Raw genomic sequence first — 15,201 nt, forward strand, 5'->3', positions numbered from 1 at the left:
ATTTTTTCCACTGAAGACCAATGGAGTATGCACCGCGTTGTAATAGGATTCCTGCCTGAAATTGCAGAAGACAAGAATGCACAGTGTTCCAACCCGACTTACGGCGGTGTAATGCCGCCGTTATAAAGCTTATGCTTGCCGCTTTGCCAGTTTACGGCTACTCCTGGTTCAATTGTTCCTGGGCAGCCCTTGATCTGATCGCTAGCATTTTTTCTTGCCGGTCATTTTTTATTTCGTTTCCATGCTGCCGGGCCTTTGATTGAGAGTGCGTGAATTTTTTTTTCGTAAAAACTTCCGCCCCATGATCAAGCAAAGCAGTAACGGCAGTGGGACCATCCGGATCGTTATGTTTTTTCACTTTTTTCTCCTTACAAGAATCAGCAATAGAAAAAACTCGCCTTGTTCCATCTTCAACGCTGAGATAGGGCATATAAATAAGTTAGTCAGAGATGATTCACTTTGGTTCCCCGGCATTAGTAGCCGGCAGCGCGAGCTATAGCGGGTCCAAGCGGTATGGCGTAGTGTGGCGAGCTAATTTGTTGTCCACATTTCCTGTGGATAAGTTTGTTGATAACCTATGAGCATGATGACTAAGTGGTCTTTATGTAACAATGTTTCTGTTTTTGGCTATTTTTTAATCTTTACAGAAATACATTTTTTATCAGCGGCTTGAGCAGGGGGCTACCACTCAAGCAGGTTTGTCCAAGGCAATTTTGGGTAATTGTACCGATTGCATATTGCTTGTGGCCGGATGTGGATTATTGCCAAAATGTCAAGAAAAAACTTTGCTATTTTATGGCAGGGCCTAGGCCGATTCAGGGAGTTTGCATCCAGCGCGAGTTTACGAAATTTATCTTTCAATGGGCCGAACGCATAGGCTGAGGTGTTGAACCTAAATCCAGTAGTTGACCGCTCATTTAACAGATCGGCGTCATGATTAATAACAATATTTCATATTATTTGACGCTCGCCTTCCGGGTGAGGGCGCTACGGGGTGAATTGCACAGTTTTTGGGATACATGGCTGCGTTGCAACTCCTTGGAATGGAACGGCGCCCCGAAGCGTCGCCCGAGGGACCCCGCGCAGCGGGGATCGGGCAGCGCAGGGGATGCCGCGATCGCGCTTCACACGCAAGGGGAGCCCGCATCCAGCTTCGGGGTCGCACCTTCCTGCGGAAGGCACTGTTCCGCCCTGCGCGGTCGCATTCCGCGTCGTTGCGCCTTGCCCTGCACCCCAAAAACCGTACACTTCACCCCGTCCAACTGCCGGATTTAGGTTGAAATTGCAAGCCCTGATGCAGGGCATGGGCACCCGCTACTGCAACCTGGGCTGTAGGCTGTAGTGTAGCCTGGGGATTGCATGTCAGGCGGCGTTACTTCCTTCCGCAGGACGCCGCCGCCTAATCGGTATTCGTCCTGACCGCTCTACTTGAGCGGCTGCAAATACTTCGTTACGGCCAGTTCGCCGATCTGCCGGCCCATGGCAGTGCCCACTTCTCCAGAATTGCGGTAATGCACGCCATCGTAAATGCGTGCATTGTTTACTTCTTGCGTAAGATCATCAATTTTCGCCCAGCTTCGTGCTACGCCACCCGCCGCGTTACTGGTGGTGGTCAAGAGGGGCGTAGGTCCCGTTCCGATCTCCGCTTGCAGCACCGCGCCAACCGCCGCGGCAACAATGCAGTGCGCGCACGGATATTCGGGGTGCATCGGCGTCTCAATGAAAGGCAGCCAGGACGGGTTTCTTTCTGTTGCGTCGTTTCCATCGATGTCTCCGTTACGAATCGCCGTGACCGGCCGCCAGAAGCCATAATGATACTTTGCATCAAACACGGCGATTAACGCATCGTGCGATGCTTGCGTCACAGCGGCGAACAAGCGTGCGTTCTGTGTAATCTCTCTTCCGTCAACCTCGGCAACGGAGCGTACAACCCCATGATAAATTGGCGGCATCACTTCTTCCCAGAAGAGGGCGATATTGGTCTGCTCGGTAGTACGGCGGTTGCTGTGCTTGCCGCCGAGAGTCTTGACCTCGTTGTAGTCGCGTGCCCATAGCGCGCTGTCAAGCGGTGGTGGCGGGCCGGGACGGAACTGTGCAGGACTTGTCATCAGCCATGGTTTCATCTTTGCCCATTGGGGCGCCTCGGGTATTACGGTAGGTACATAGACGCCTGGAGAAGTACGAGGCCGGTATGTTTCACCCGCCGTCGACCCATCATCAATGCGCCTGGCTAAAATCGCCGCCGCTGCTTCGTTCCCTACCGAAATACCGTCTGTCTTGGCTCTGCCATCGACGATGGTAATCAGCGCTGCCTGGTAAGCAACGTCGATTTCCGCCAATCGGGACGGTACGAGTTTCGCCAGTGCAGTTCGGTTTGCCGCCGCGATAGCGGCGTCCACCGAGGCCCCTGGGGCCGCTTTAAGCTTGATGTCGCTGACGGGATAGCGCCGGGTAATTGCGTTCACTGCTTCGTATACGGAAGCATGAACGATAGCCAGCGCCCGATCAACTGGTAACGGTCCCAACCCCGAATCGACAAGAATATCACCGGCCTTGCGATTCCAATCGGTAACCGTATCGGCTTTTGCCATTGAACCGGCGAGCATCACGGCCATGGCAATCGGTAACAGAATCTTCCAGCATGTCTTGACACTCCGAATCATATTTTTCTCCAAGATGAGTTAAAGTGAATTAAACAATGCATATAATTTTGGTAGACTGGGCTTCGGCCAGCCTCTTACTCGAACAGGTCAGCATTCGTGCGACCGCTACAAGTTCGATGGCATATTGATTTTTCGCCTCAAGCGAGAGCCGGAATACAATTTACGTGCGCTGACGCGCATGACGGGCCTCGAATACAAGCGCTCGATTGGATTGATGAGATGCGGAACAGTTATCTCACTGTTTTATATTATAACCTGCTGAGGAGCTTGAGCTATGGACTTGGAATGGAAAATAGTTGACGAACATCATCAAGAGGTATTTATAGACCAGCATGTCAGAGGTCTCCTATGGATCACGGCCGCAGGTTTTTCGTTCTGGCACAGCTATCCTAATCCGGCCGTTGATCTCTCGCGTGTCAAAACGGTTGAAGAAGCGAAAAAAGCCGTGGAAACCGCACTTCGCATGGAGGAGTATAAAAATCCTGCCGATACAAACAAATAACTGGGGTTAGCCAGTTAACCACGGGCGACGTAATTGACGTGAGCAAAGAGAAAAGGCTTTGAAACTCGCAACACCTTTTGTCGTGAGTTACTCAGGCTCAGCCATGTAATCTCTCAAATTGTGATCAAATTGCTTTGGGAGGATGTTTTTTGGTAGCGATAGGATGAGTTTTATTGTCCACAATTGCTGTGGATAAGTTTGTTGATAACCTCTGCACAGGGTGGGTAAGTCACGTGCCTGTAACAGTATTTTCTTACTTGGCTATTTTTTGAACTTTTGAATAAAGGTTTATAATCATACAGATATGTCAAGAGCTAAGCCTCGTGCGAGTTTGCAGGGGATGATCTCGGGAATTTGTGTGATTATTATGACGGTGTGGATTACTTCAGAATGTCAAGGGAAACATCCATCGAGTCGATAGGGTCTTGCTTGAAAAAGTTGCTGGAGCTGAATCGTCGTCAATTGCAACTCGCTTCTTCCATCAATGCTGGGTATTCACTGGTTTCTGTAACCAGAACTGATACATGCCCTTAAACGTGTCGGGGTTCTCGATCTCAAAGGTGTGCCATTTATCCAGGTCGGTTTGGGATATATCCTCGGGAAAACGCTCTCTATATCGTTTGGAAATGTCGGGCTCAAGTGAAAATCCGAGAAATGCGAGGTCCAGTTCCCGCAGGTTTTCTTTAAGCAGAGGCAGCGTATAGTGATGCTCTTGAACGTGAAACAGCAAATCACGGCACTCGCTCATCGTATAAAAGTCCCTTGCGGACCAAACTTTTTGGAACCGTAGCGCATTTTCGGGAGACATCATGTCCTGCCGGCACCGCCGGATATCTTCCGCATTTGGTGCATATCCCTTCTCGGCAATATAAAGCCTCGCATCAGTTTCATTTTGCCGGGCGAATTCGCTGTAGAAGCCCAAACGCATGAATCCACCGGGGCGTAGTAAAGCAAGCAGTTCTCGCCATCCTGCCAGCGGATTTGCAAGATGATGAAGCACGCCGACCGATTCGATGAGGTCGAACATTCCGCCACCCGTTTCAGGCGAATTGAGCGTGCTTAAGCTGGTAATGTCGGCCTGTGCATATTCAATGTTTCCCAAGCCCAGTTCCTCGGTCTTTCTCCTTGCATAACACAGGCTCGTTAAACTCAAGTCCACGGCAAGGACTTTAGCATTGCCATGTCGCTGGGCCGTTGCGATCGAATGTTGACCCGTTCCGCATCCGGCTATCAGAATATCGATTCCTGCATCTGCCTCATCGAGACGGCTCATCGGGATGAACTGCGAAAAAGGAAATCGGTTGCGCAGATAGCGATTAAGCGAGATGGTTTCGCGGCATGAGGGCAGTTTGACCCATCTTGGATACGGGTTTTCCTCATACTGCTTCTGCACCAGGCGGGACGTATCGCCAACGATAGGCGTCAGCTGGGGGATGAGCGAGCGAAGCCGCCGCTCTTCCAGCGGTTCCCGTACCTGTTGTGCTAGCAACGTAGCCATGGCATCAGGTAAGGGACGATCCAGCAGCGGCTGTACAAGGGCCAACTGTACAAGGACCCCAGGGGAGACCACTGAGATCAGCGGGAAATACGCCGCCACGGTTGCCAGCCATAACGGGGAAACCGGCAGTGAGGCTGCCAAAGCTGCAGCAAGGCGCTCTTTCAACCCTTGCGCCAGTTCTAGTTCTTTGCCTGAGCAGGCAAAGATGTATTCGTTGATAAAACACTGTCGAGCCAGGGCACAATAGAAAACCAGCGCTTTCCCTTCCAGCGCATTGGGAAAAGCATCGGAAAAAACGGCGGGTGAATCAGCGGTGATCCTGCTGTGATCGTGCTCGTGGATGGCGGCATGCAACATGGTGTATCTCGCCATGGTTAAAAACCGCTCGAGTTCCATATCGCATACCGGCGTAGTTTCCAGCAAGGACTGAAGCAAGACGTCGCTGCAGACGTTGGCGAAGCCGGACAGGCCATCTGCGCTATCCGGACTATCGGATCCAAGGTGCCCACTTGAGCCATTTGAACCGTGGGTTTCAAATAGCTCTTGCGGCGAAAGCAGGTCGGGCCAGGCGTTGTTCGCCCGGTCTATGCATTGCCTGATGCCTGGATTCAACTTGATGAGTGATACAGCCGGGTTTCCGAGATCAGCCGGGCGACTCCATGCCTCGGATAGGGCTCTGGCGACAAAAGCACGAATACCGGGAATCTCGTGAGTAAGGTAAACATTTTCTATGCACTGCGCGAATCCGCTTTTTATTCCCGGGTTTTCGCTAATCTGTAGTGCGCATTGATAATTGAATACCGCCTCGTCCAGCTTCCCTTGCTCTTTCAGTGCATTTGCCAGATTACTGTATGCCTCGGCATAATCCGGTTTGCGAGCGAGTGCATTGCGATAGCTCGCAACTGCCTCATTCAGTCTGCCCAGTTCTCTAAGCCCATTTCCCAGATTGCTGTGCGCCTCGGCAAAGTCCGGCCTGAGAATGAGCGCTTTTTTAAAACTGGCGACGGCGTCTTCCAGATTGCCCCGTTCGATCAGCATATTCCCCAGGTTGTTGTGCGCTTCGGCCGAGTCCGGTTTGAGCGCGAGCGCTCTGCGATAGCTTGCGATCGCTTCATTCGGCTTACCTTGTTCTCTCAGCGCGTTTCCAAGATTGGTGTGTATCTCCGTGAAATCCCGGTTGAATGTCAGCGCTTTTCGATAACTGGCAATCGCTTCATCCAGATTGCCCTGTTCCTTCAGCGCATTGCCCAGATTGACGTATACCTCCACCATGTCCGGCTTGAGCCTGAGTGCGGTGCGATAACTGGCAATCGCATCGTCTATCCTGCCTTGCTGCCTCAGGGCGTTTCCCAGATTACCATGGGCTTCCGCATAGTCCGCTTTGAATACGAGCGCCTTGCCGATGAGCTCGATGGCGATCTCCGTTTTTCCCATCTGTCTCGCTATTAATCCCATGAAATGCAGCGCACCGGGATGATCTGGCGCTACCTGGAGTATTCGCTGATAGATGGCCTGAGCCTGAGGCAGGTCTCCCCCTTGATGATACTGAATCCCTGCCTGGAGATATTCCGAAATGGACTGAACGGAGGGGGCGGATGAGGCTCCCGATTCGTGTTTCTGGCAGCAGTGCTTGTACTTCCGGCCGCTATTGCATGGGCATGGGTCATTGCGAGAAATCTTTTTCATGCGCTCAATCGTAATTCATAAATCGATTCGTAAACGAAAACCCGGTACTGGATAGCACCAGCCGGAGTCGCGATACAAATATTTGGCGACGTACAAAACGCCAACAAAACGGCCATGTATATCTCCTGCAATACCTTGGGTTCCGGCAATAGCATGATGCTGCCGGTAGATTCAAGCCAGGGGCGGTAAACAAAGCCATCAGCTGATTTTTTCACCTTGAAATTTTGATTACATGGTCTATTCTAAAAAGTTATTAGATTTTATTTTCAAGCGGCAACGTTTACTGGAGTGCATAAACCATGAAAGCTATCCACAACTGTAAAGTCGGAAACTTGATTCTGGCCACAGCCTTGGGCGTCAGCCTGGGTTTCGCACCGACTGCTTTTGCCGGCTTCCGTTCCTTCATCGTTGACCCCAACAGCAAAGCGGTAGTCGATATCGGTACCCTGGGCGGAATAGATGCGTTTGCTCGCGGCATCAACGATGCCGGACAGGTGGTCGGTTGGTCCAGAACGTCTGGCGGAAATACGCACGCTTTCATTACCGGTTCCGACGGTGCAGGCATCAAAGACCTTGGTACCTTGGGTGGAAGCGACAGCTGGGCCTATGGCATCAATGCTGCCGGACAAGTTGTGGGACGTTCCCTCATGACCGGGGATAAAGCTTACCATGCTTTTATCACCGGTCCCAATGGTGTCGGCATGACGGATCTCGGCACCTTGGGGGGGAGCACCAGTTGGGCCTATGGCATCAACACCGCCGGGCAAGCTGTCGGAATCTCCCTGACGAGCGGTGATAAATCCTTCCGTGCTTTTACTACCGATGCGAAGGGTGGAAACATGACTGACCTGGGTACCCTGGGAGGAGGTTACAGCGCGGCCCATGGCATCAACAGCGCCGGACAGGTAGTGGGCGATTCATTTACGAATAACGGGGATCAACGTGCGTTTATCACGGGCGCTAATGGTGGGAGCATGGCCGACCTCGGCACGCTGGGCGGAGATACCTTTGGGTATGGTGTTAACGACACTGGGCGGGCAATAGGGCAGTCGGACTCCCATGCTTTTATTTCTGGCGCTAATGGCATGGGCTTGACCGACCTCGGCACGCTGGGCGGACTTGAAAGTGTGGCCTACGGCGTCAACAACGCCGGGCAAGTGGTGGGCGCAGCCCAAATTCCCCTGCTACCTGAGGAATCGGTCAGCGATTTTCATGCTTTTGTCACGGGTCCAAATGGAAGTGGCATGACCGACCTTAATTCACTGGTAAATCTTCCTGGCGATCCCTTGACGGAGTCCTATGGCGTCAACAATCTGGGGCAGGTTATTGCAGGCGGCTTTATTGCCGCTGTTCCGGAGCCAGAATCTTATGCCTTGATGCTTGCTGGCCTGGTCCTGGTAGGATTCATGGTGCGCCGCAAGCAGGCATGCCAGGCCGTTCGCTCCAGAAGCCGGATTTTATGATACCGAAACGGATGAACCGGTCTTGCCAAAGAAGAGAGCACGGATACCTGAAGCTTGACCTGATCAATCAATAAAGTAGTTGATGGAGGTGAAAACACGAAAAATCCAATCCTCTTTTACCGGGTAGAAGTGCGTGCAGCAACGCCTATATGTACGGTAACAGACAGTTAGAGCTAGAGCTTCAGGTTATCTTATATACACGGCGGTTTCCAGTGCCGTCCTTACTAAAAAGGATAATCGAAATGAAAAAATTAAAACTATTTACGGTGATTGTGATGCTTGCTGGAGTTGCAGGCTGCCTATCGATAGATACCAGCAAATCTGGACCACCAGGTCCAAAGGGAGATCCTGGAACCTCCACGGAAAAGATTATTGTCGTTCCTGATAAGGACTATTAAAAGGCGTTTTCAGTGAACAAACTGCTGGCGCTCCCGTGAGGTCACGGAAGCGTCAACGGTTGAGTAATCGTCGTCCCTCCCATTCTATTTCTCACTAATCCACGTCTGCCTGCCATGCTCGCTCGAATGCGAGTTCCTTTTACGCCCCGGTTCGTCGTCGGATATGTTACGCTACCTGACTTGTCCACTATATGCTCAAAACGGCCTGAGGAGAGCGTTTGAGCCCGAATTCGGGTGTTGTCAGCGACTACTGATAGGCGGTTTTGATTGACCCGCCTCGCCCAAGCTATTAGTATATGCACCTCTTCAATTCCCCGATAGCTCAGTCGGTAGAGCGACGGACTGTTAATCCGCAGGTCCCAGGTTCGAGCCCTGGTCGGGGAGCCATTATCAATAAGTTAGCCCTGCTAACCTCTGCAACCTATCTCCTTTCGTTTAATTCCTGTGTAACTGCGTCAGCTAGAATTGCGATAGCAGCCTCCCAGCTTATCCATTGCCGATTCGATGATTGTGTCTGATGTTCCCCCTGTAATTCTTCCAGGGGGCTGAGATGTTTGGTACAAGATAGGTGATCCTGGCAAACAGCATCAGCAAAATGCAAAACATTAGGTAATAAATAAGCTTGTCAACCGCCCGGTTCTTTCAGCGACCAGCGAAACGATATCTTCAAGTGACACGAGCGCATTTATACCCGGGTTGAGCAATGGATTTTGCGTGCGCAGCTTTTTGATCCAGCAAAAGTTCAGTCAGATAGGAGAAAATATGGCCCAGTTCATCAACACGAAAGAAAACATCGTCACCGAAGCCGTCGATGGTCTGGTCGCGGCGTCTGGCGGTATGCTGGCGCGGCTCGACGGCTATCCGCATATACGGGTGGTCGTACGTAATGACTGGGACAAGTCCAAGGTCGCGTTGATCTCGGGAGGCGGATCGGGCCACGAACCGGCACATGCGGGTTTCGTCGGGGAAGGGATGCTGACGGCTGCGGTGTGCGGCGACATCTTCGCCTCGCCGACAGTCGACGCGGTACTGGCAGGCATCCTTGCCGTAACGGGATCGTCTGGCTGCCTGCTCATCGTCAAGAATTATACCGGTGACCGATTGAATTTCGGGCTGGCGGCCGAACGCGCTCGCCAGTTCGGCTTGAATGTCGAGATAGTCATCGTCGACGATGATGTGGCGTTGCCCGACTTGCCCCAAGCCCGTGGCGTCGCCGGCACCCTTTTCGTGCACAAGATAGCCGGCGCGTTGGCCGAGAATGGTGCCGACTTGGCGCACGTCGCCGCGGCCGCGCGCAAGGTCGTGTCAAAGACAAAAAGCATCGGCATGTCGCTAAACACCTGCACCATCCCAGGTTCGCCAAAGGAGGATCGCATCCCGCCCGGCATGGCCGAGCTTGGGCTCGGCATCCACGGTGAAGCCGGGGTTGAGCAGGTCGAGTTCAAGGACGCGAGCGAAGCTGTCGCTGCCATGGTCGAGCGCCTGTCAGCTGCAATGGAAGAAAAGCCGCATGTCGCTATGGTCAACAATCTCGGCGGCACGTCGGTCATCGAGATGTCGATCATCCTCAACGAAATACGGCGGTCAGCGATTGGCGAGCGGATAACCCACGTCATCGGGCCGGCGGCCATGATGACATCTCTCGACATGCATGGCTTCTCGATTTCAGCCTATCCTGCCGACGATGCCGAGATCGCCCTGCTCAAGCAGCACACGCCGCTGGCAGCATGGCCGCGGGTCTCCCGGCTAGGCCAGGTCGCGATTCAGGCGCTGCCGGACGGCCTCACGCCTGTCGTTCCGATGCCCTCGATGCACAAGCCGACCAGGGAGTTCCTGACCAGTTGCTGCGAGGTTCTGATTGCCGCCGAGAACGACCTCAATGCGCTCGACGCGAAGTCAGGCGATGGCGACACTGGCAGCACGCTGGCCGGCGCGGCACGCGCCCTGATCAGCGCCATGGATCGATTGCCGCTTGCCGACCATACCCAGCTCTATCGCGCCATTGGCTTGGAGCTTTCCAAAACCATGGGAGGCTCGTTCGGTGTGCTCCTCGCGATCTTCTTCGCCGCAACGGGCGACGCCGCCTCAAGCGGCTTGCCAATGTGCGAAGCGTTGCAGGCCGGGTTGCGGAGAATGCAGGAGATTGGCGGGGCACGTCCGGGTGACCGCACCATGGTCGATGCCCTTGCGCCGGCCCTTGATGTCCTGGAAGAGAGCTTGCCCGAGGCGGCGAAAGCCGCGCGTGCGGGTGCCGATCGCACTGCCCACATGAGCAAGGCGAATGCGGGCCGCGCTTCCTATGTCAATGCCAAGCATTTGGTCGGTCACGCTGATCCAGGTGCTGAAGCAGTCGCGCGACTGTTTGAACATTTGGCCTAGTTTTAGATTGTAATTAAATAAGCACCTGTTGAATCGCCCTGATTTTTTGAGCTGGATAATTTTTCCCGCGATCACAAAGAAAATTGCCGCTCCCTTTTTGCTATTTTTACCCATGATAACGTATTTTATCGTGGGTATTTCATCGGCTTCACTCCCCCGCCCCTTAACCTTTAGCACGGAGGAAGTGTTGTATGTCCCACAACAAGCTACTCTGATCGGATATGACGTACACACGTTCTTCCTCTAGGTCAACATTGTTGAGATAGGTGGTTTCGAACCTTCTTAGAGTAAGTAGAGGATCACCTGTCATAGAATAAGAGTGGCATATTGGACTTGTGATGCGGTTAAATGTATGTGTAATTCCTGTGTAATTCCTGTGTAATTGAGCAGCGAAAATTACACAATTTGAACCGCCCCGGGTTTTGAGGAGGCTCCAACATCTGAGAGAATGGAGCCATGAAAAAATCAAACAAGTTTTCCCCCGAGGTACGTGAGCGTGCGGTACGCATGGTGCTCGAACACCGCGGCGAGTACTCCTCCATGTGGGCGGCTATTTGAGTCGATTGCCCCCAAGATTGGGGGTGTGCCACAGACATTGAACGAATGGGTGCGCAAGCACGAGGTCGAGACCGGCATGCGCGATGGGATGACGAGCGCTGAACGAGAGCGGGTAAAGCGCTAGAGCGCGAAGTTCGAGAACTGCGCAAAGCCAACGAGATATTGAAACTGGCCAGCGCGTTTTTTGCCCAGGCGGAGCTCAACCACCGATTCAAGTCTTGAGAGCCTTCATTGATGCGCATCGGGATACCTACGGGGTCGAGCCGATTTGCAAGGTGTTGCAGATTGCCCCGTCAGGCTACCGGCGCTACGCTGCGCAGCAAAGGAATCCAGAATTGCGTTGCGCACGTGTCAAGCGTGATGACATGCTGATGCCGGAAATTCAACGTGTTTGGCAGGCCAGTATGCGAGTCTATGGCGCGGATAAAGTCTGGCATCAGCTCAATCGTGAGCATGAGCGCGTGGCACGTTGTACGGTTGAACGCTTGATGCGGCGCATGGGGCTGCAAGGCGTACAACGGGGTAAAACCGTACGCACCACGATTCCTGACACATCGGTCCCATGCCCGCTGGACAAGGTCAATCGGCAATTCAAGGCGAAACACCCAAATTAGCTATGGGTTTCGGACTTTACCCATGTTTCGACTTGGCAAGGCTGGTTGTACGTGGCCTTCGTCATTGACGTATTTGCCCGGCGTATCGCAGGTTGGCGCGTGAGCAGTTCCATGCAGACGGGCTTTGTACTCGATGCACTGGAGCAGGCGTTCCATGCTCGCCAGCCAAAGCTCTCCGATGGCTTGATCCACCACAGCGATAGAGGCTCCCGGTATGTATACCGAGCGTCTAGCCGAAGCAGGCATTGAACCCTCGGTGGGCAGCCGGGGAGACAGTTACGACAACGCCTTGGCTGAAACGATCAATGGCCTGTACAAAGCCGAATTGATACACCGACGTGCGCCCTGGAAGACAAAGGCAGCGGTGGAACTGACCACCCTGGAATGGGTATCGTGGTTCAACCATCAACGTCTGCTCGAACCCATCGGTTATATTCCACCGGCTGAGGCCGAGGAATATTATTATCGACAGCAGGCAGAAAAGGCCACGGTAAAGGTCTAACTTAAACCAACCAGCCTCAATGAAAGCCGGGGCGGTCAATCACGATGCAGAACGAGACCGTGAGTTTGAGTTCATTACCAATCGTTTTGATTGGCTGGCAAAGCTGGTGGCGCAGATTTACCAGCAGCGTTGGCAAGTGGAGTTGTTCTTTAAATGGATTAAACAGAACCAGAAGTTGAAGAGCTTTGTCGGACTGTCTGACAAAGCAGTCATTACGCAGGTCATGGTGGCGACGTGTGCTTATTTGATGCTGGCGTATTTGAAGTTCACCTCGAAATTCAAGCAGTCGTTACAGCAAATGATCCAGTTGATTCGGGTGAATTTGTTTATCAGGCGGTCATTGGTGGCGTTATTTGATCCGCCTGATAAATTGGATGTCGAAGTCAGCAATTGGTGCTTTTGTAGTGTTTGGAATTAAGTGGGACAGCAGTGGCTCAGACTCGATTGAATCAACATAAAGGCGACATATTGATTGCTTTAAAAATTTGAGTACGTATGGTCTAGCGGTCGGAACGCTTCTTATCAATCGATTCCGACCTTTTATATTCTTGGATCGGGGAAGTCAGTACGGCGGTCTTGTTTTCCAGGACACACTGAAAGAGTACGATATGATATGTCGACACCCGACCTTGGGTTACAAGAAGGCACAATCATGAGCAGCGAGCAGCACATGCGAGAAGCCCTGGCGCTGGCACGGGCCAATATCAAGGCTGGAGGTCGGCCTTTCGGTGCGGTGCTGATATACCAAGGGCAGGTAATCGCCCGGGCGGTAAATGAGATTCATAGTACACAGGACCCGACCTGTCACGCTGAAATGCAGGCGATACGCCAAGCTAGCCGTGTGCTGGGCCGTCCCGATCTTGATGGCTGCGAAATCTACGCCAGCGGTCACCCATGCCCCATGTGCCTGGCCGCAATGCACCTGTGCGGTATCCATCGGGCGTGGTTTGCCTATTCCAACGATGAGGGCGAACCGTATGGGCTTTCAACTGCTGACGTGTATGCGCAGATGGCTCGCCCGTCTTTGCAGCAGGAAGTGGTGCTACGGCCGTTGAAGCCTACGGACGAAGAGGGCCTTTACGCGCAGTGGCAGGCAAAGCAGGCGGACCGCACTTCGTAGACCAGTGGTTTCCGCTTGCAGGTCGTTTCCTGCGGATTGTCAAACAGGTATTCACTCAACCGGGAAAATCCACGCAGAATGCCTATATCGAAGCTTCTGTGGTCGATGGCGGGAATGGCCATTCGTTCTCGACGTTGCATGGAGCGCGCGTTCTCAACAAAGCGTGGCGAAAAGATTACAACTAACGCGGCTGCACAGCGCGCTTGGGCGGATACACCTCAGTCAGCCGAATTTGTAGCCCAGAATCAATTTTCAAACCAAAATCTTATTCCATCATGTGGCTAATTACGAGGGGCAGATTATTACAAATAAAAAACCCGCTATGTAGCGGGTTTCATTGTTCCAGATAAGCATTGCTCACTCTGTAGAAGTACTACATCACACTCCTAAGCAGTATCAAGCGCTTATTATGAACAGCTGCGGTATGGCAGATTAAATGCACCTCATCAACTGTGGCATCTAAATTTGCTTTATGAGAGCCCCTGCCATGCCGCTTCTGCTTCGGCGTTCGGCAGCTTCGAAGCTATCATTGACCAGATCGGCACGCCGATCTGTTGTTGTCGATGTTAGCTTCGTTGCTTCCGCTTTTTCTACTGCGCCGCCGATCCTGCTACTTCACAGTCTCCGTAACGGGACTTTAATCTATAACGTTCAAGGAACCCGATAGATGGATGTTCTTGGGATGGAGCTGGCACCAAATGGTAAACGCACCGCTCTTGTTCGCTACGAAAGAGACCTCTTTTGTTTCTCCCGCCTTGAGTACTTCTTGAACTCCATATTCATCAATAGTAAATCCCTCGCTGATAGGGGATTTGTTCTCTACGGTAATCTTTACTTTGGTCCCTTTCTTCACAGTCAAGGTTTCGGGCTCATTGATAACGTTAAACGCGCGGATGTTCTTGACTGTCACACCTTCCACGTTGAGCTCAGGAATAGTAGTGTCATAAGCATTGATAACTACCTTGAATTTTTGTTCGGCTGCTTGCGCGGTTCCTACTAATAACAATCCCAAGGCAAGGCTTGCAAACATCGTTATGGTTTTTTTCATAATTACTTTCCTTTACTATACGTTACGTTTTAATGAAATAGCAGCCGCTCTTGTTTAACGGTACTTACAACTTGCCACGCCCTGATCAACAAGGGCAAGCATCTGGATAGTACTCATTAACCATGAGCGCTTTACTCATCGTTAGAATTGTAATTCTGCGTATGTTTTATCCTGAATTCGCCCGCGCGAATCCAGCTAATACTCTAATTGGGATAATCACGGATGTCAATCGCAAGCGTCCCTCAAGTCCAAGTTTAAGATAGGTTTTCTGGCCGATTAGATCAAGCCGTGGCATTCGAGCTTCCGGCTTCGCCATTGCTGCTTTCTGGTTGTATTCAGCCTATCATGGCACACTAAACCGTAATTTTGGGCATAGCCAATAATTACGGTAATATTGTCGATCAAAATCGGGTAGACCATGGCTGATAGCGGGTTGATAATCTTTAGCGTTGTAGTCCTGACTGGATTGCTTTGTCTGGCTATATGGGTTCTCAGGAAAATAGCGCGCGGAGAAATCGACGTAAGCGTTAACACCGCACTGGTGGCATTGCTGGTGGTTGCATTGCTGGTGCCTTTGGGATTGAATTTTTCCGCTCATCTGATATTCGGCAAGATGAATCATTCAAGTATTAACGAAACCGCCGAACACCCGGAACACCCGGAACACCCGGAACACCCGGAACACCCGGAACAGTCAGAACACTCGGCATTCGAGACTGAACACCATTGAAGTTAACTGAGGACGTCAATCTGCATTGGCGAGGTCTAGA

14 protein-coding genes, 1 tRNA gene and 1 other annotated feature are annotated in these 15,201 nt (G+C 52.1%); of the genes, 11 read left to right on the top strand and 4 right to left on the bottom strand.

The annotated features are described in order from the left end of the window. Positions 1-157: 157 nt before the first annotated feature. Positions 158-430 carry a hypothetical protein gene (locus tag F822_RS13675; protein ID WP_156304430.1) on the bottom strand — a complete coding sequence of 91 codons (273 nt, stop codon included), beginning with the start codon at positions 428-430 and terminating at the stop codon, positions 158-160. A gap of 994 nt (positions 431-1,424) precedes the next feature. Continuing rightward, positions 1,425-2,663 carry a vanadium-dependent haloperoxidase gene (locus F822_RS13680; RefSeq protein WP_025040155.1) on the bottom strand — a complete coding sequence of 413 codons (1,239 nt, stop codon included), beginning with the start codon at positions 2,661-2,663 and terminating at the stop codon, positions 1,425-1,427. Positions 2,664-2,937: 274 nt separating this feature from the next. On the opposite strand from F822_RS13680, the gene F822_RS13685 reads away from it, so the two are divergent. After that, a complete protein-coding gene (locus tag F822_RS13685) occupies positions 2,938-3,165 on the top strand; it encodes a hypothetical protein (protein WP_025040154.1) in 228 nt (75 codons plus the stop codon). A gap of 481 nt (positions 3,166-3,646) precedes the next feature. Here F822_RS13685 and F822_RS13690 read toward each other — a convergent pair whose 3' ends face one another. Then, the gene (locus F822_RS13690) at positions 3,647-6,349 is read right to left on the bottom strand and encodes a tetratricopeptide repeat protein (protein ID WP_025040153.1); all 2,703 of its coding nucleotides are present in this window, start codon (positions 6,347-6,349) and stop codon (positions 3,647-3,649) included. 299 nt (positions 6,350-6,648) lie between these two features. Here F822_RS13690 and F822_RS13700 point away from each other — a divergent pair, with 299 nt between their 5' ends. The 9 genes from F822_RS13700 to F822_RS13730 all read left to right on the top strand — a co-directional run bounded on the left by F822_RS13700 (position 6,649) and on the right by F822_RS13730 (position 13,383). Beyond that, entirely contained in the window at positions 6,649-7,812 is a 1,164-nt protein-coding gene (locus F822_RS13700) for a PEP-CTERM sorting domain-containing protein (protein WP_025040151.1), read from the top strand. Positions 7,813-8,054: 242 nt separating this feature from the next. Beyond that, on the top strand, positions 8,055-8,210 hold the full coding sequence (locus tag F822_RS15480; RefSeq protein WP_156304431.1) for a hypothetical protein: 156 nt from the start codon (positions 8,055-8,057) through the stop codon (positions 8,208-8,210). A 311-nt stretch (positions 8,211-8,521) separates the two neighbouring features. After that, positions 8,522-8,597: transfer RNA gene (locus F822_RS13710), tRNA-Asn, on the top strand. Between the two features lie 375 nt (positions 8,598-8,972). Beyond that, a complete protein-coding gene (locus F822_RS13715; protein WP_025040149.1) occupies positions 8,973-10,589 on the top strand; it encodes a dihydroxyacetone kinase subunit DhaK in 1,617 nt (538 codons plus the stop codon). Positions 10,590-11,323: 734 nt separating this feature from the next. Beyond that, positions 11,324-11,440, top strand: a sequence feature (AL1L pseudoknot). Further along, on the top strand, positions 11,366-11,761 hold the full coding sequence (locus tag F822_RS16105) for an IS3 family transposase (RefSeq protein ID WP_503487517.1): 396 nt from the start codon (positions 11,366-11,368) through the stop codon (positions 11,759-11,761). Its footprint overlaps the feature before it by 75 nt. A gap of 51 nt (positions 11,762-11,812) precedes the next feature. Beyond that, positions 11,813-12,010, top strand: coding sequence for a DDE-type integrase/transposase/recombinase (locus F822_RS16110; protein WP_503487518.1), 198 nt, complete (start codon positions 11,813-11,815; stop codon positions 12,008-12,010). Beyond that, positions 11,976-12,263 carry an integrase core domain-containing protein gene (locus F822_RS16115; RefSeq protein ID WP_503487519.1) on the top strand — a complete coding sequence of 96 codons (288 nt, stop codon included), beginning with the start codon at positions 11,976-11,978 and terminating at the stop codon, positions 12,261-12,263. The genes F822_RS16110 and F822_RS16115 overlap by 35 nt, the downstream gene beginning before the upstream one ends. A 19-nt stretch (positions 12,264-12,282) precedes the next feature. Continuing rightward, positions 12,283-12,681 carry a transposase gene (locus F822_RS13725; RefSeq protein ID WP_025040148.1) on the top strand — a complete coding sequence of 133 codons (399 nt, stop codon included), beginning with the start codon at positions 12,283-12,285 and terminating at the stop codon, positions 12,679-12,681. 195 nt (positions 12,682-12,876) lie between these two features. Next, positions 12,877-13,383 (top strand): nucleoside deaminase, encoded by a 507-nt coding sequence (locus F822_RS13730; RefSeq protein WP_197272830.1) that lies wholly within the window; start codon positions 12,877-12,879, stop codon positions 13,381-13,383. 637 nt (positions 13,384-14,020) lie between these two features. On the opposite strand, the gene F822_RS13740 is transcribed toward F822_RS13730, so the two are convergent. Next, on the bottom strand, positions 14,021-14,431 hold the full coding sequence (locus tag F822_RS13740) for a nitrosocyanin (protein ID WP_025040145.1): 411 nt from the start codon (positions 14,429-14,431) through the stop codon (positions 14,021-14,023). A gap of 418 nt (positions 14,432-14,849) precedes the next feature. On the opposite strand from F822_RS13740, the gene F822_RS13745 reads away from it, so the two are divergent. Next, complete coding sequence (locus F822_RS13745; RefSeq protein ID WP_025040144.1) at positions 14,850-15,161, top strand: hypothetical protein; 312 nt, start codon at positions 14,850-14,852, stop codon at positions 15,159-15,161. Positions 15,162-15,201: the final 40 nt, after the last annotated feature.

The sequence above is a fragment of the Nitrosospira briensis C-128 genome (genome assembly GCF_000619905.2).
GTDB classification, from domain to species: domain Bacteria; phylum Pseudomonadota; class Gammaproteobacteria; order Burkholderiales; family Nitrosomonadaceae; genus Nitrosospira; species Nitrosospira briensis.

What these genes read in the sequence shown, in the direction of transcription:
- F822_RS13700 (WP_025040151.1), top strand. Translation starts at nt 6,649, where the DNA reads ATGAAAGCTATCCACAACTGTAAAGTCGGAAACTTGATTCTGGCCACA.
- F822_RS15480 (WP_156304431.1), top strand. Translation starts at nt 8,055, where the DNA reads ATGAAAAAATTAAAACTATTTACGGTGATTGTGATGCTTGCTGGAGTT.
- F822_RS13715 (WP_025040149.1), top strand. Translation starts at nt 8,973, where the DNA reads ATGGCCCAGTTCATCAACACGAAAGAAAACATCGTCACCGAAGCCGTC.
- F822_RS13725 (WP_025040148.1), top strand. Translation starts at nt 12,283, where the DNA reads ATGAAAGCCGGGGCGGTCAATCACGATGCAGAACGAGACCGTGAGTTT.
- F822_RS16115 (WP_503487519.1), top strand. Translation starts at nt 11,976, where the DNA reads ATGTATACCGAGCGTCTAGCCGAAGCAGGCATTGAACCCTCGGTGGGC.
- F822_RS13685 (WP_025040154.1), top strand. Translation starts at nt 2,938, where the DNA reads ATGGACTTGGAATGGAAAATAGTTGACGAACATCATCAAGAGGTATTT.
- F822_RS13680 (WP_025040155.1), bottom strand. Translation starts at nt 2,663, where the DNA reads ATGATTCGGAGTGTCAAGACATGCTGGAAGATTCTGTTACCGATTGCC.
- F822_RS13745 (WP_025040144.1), top strand. Translation starts at nt 14,850, where the DNA reads ATGGCTGATAGCGGGTTGATAATCTTTAGCGTTGTAGTCCTGACTGGA.
- F822_RS13740 (WP_025040145.1), bottom strand. Translation starts at nt 14,431, where the DNA reads ATGAAAAAAACCATAACGATGTTTGCAAGCCTTGCCTTGGGATTGTTA.
- F822_RS13730 (WP_197272830.1), top strand. Translation starts at nt 12,877, where the DNA reads ATGTCGACACCCGACCTTGGGTTACAAGAAGGCACAATCATGAGCAGC.
- F822_RS13675 (WP_156304430.1), bottom strand. Translation starts at nt 430, where the DNA reads ATGCCCTATCTCAGCGTTGAAGATGGAACAAGGCGAGTTTTTTCTATT.
- F822_RS13690 (WP_025040153.1), bottom strand. Translation starts at nt 6,349, where the DNA reads ATGAAAAAGATTTCTCGCAATGACCCATGCCCATGCAATAGCGGCCGG.